Source organism: Fructilactobacillus fructivorans (assembly GCF_001434095.1).
GTDB lineage: Bacteria > Bacillota > Bacilli > Lactobacillales > Lactobacillaceae > Fructilactobacillus > Fructilactobacillus fructivorans.
In genome coordinates this window covers 1-204 of the sequence record NZ_AZDS01000016.1, presented here as the reverse complement: position 1 = coordinate 204, position 204 = coordinate 1, and the positions used below count along the sequence as shown (strand labels likewise).

The window sequence follows — 204 nt, the reverse complement described above, 5'->3', positions numbered from 1 at the left end:
GTGTCATCGTCGGTGAAGGTGGCAGTGGTGGCGCGCTAGCCCTGGCCGTAGGCGACTGCGTCTGGGCTTTTGAGGATAGTATCTATTCGGTGCTTTCCCCCGAAGGTTACGCCACCATCTTGTGGAAGGATCCCAGTCGGATGAAAGAAGCCGCTTCGGTCATGAAATTAACCCCTGATGAATTACTATCGGAGGGAATTATTG

Annotated in this window: 1 pseudogene; it reads left to right on the top strand. The window is 53.4% G+C overall.

The window, feature by feature from the left end:
* Positions 1 to 204 (top strand): annotated as a pseudogene (locus FC73_RS06860) (acetyl-CoA carboxylase carboxyl transferase subunit alpha); the annotation flags it as partial.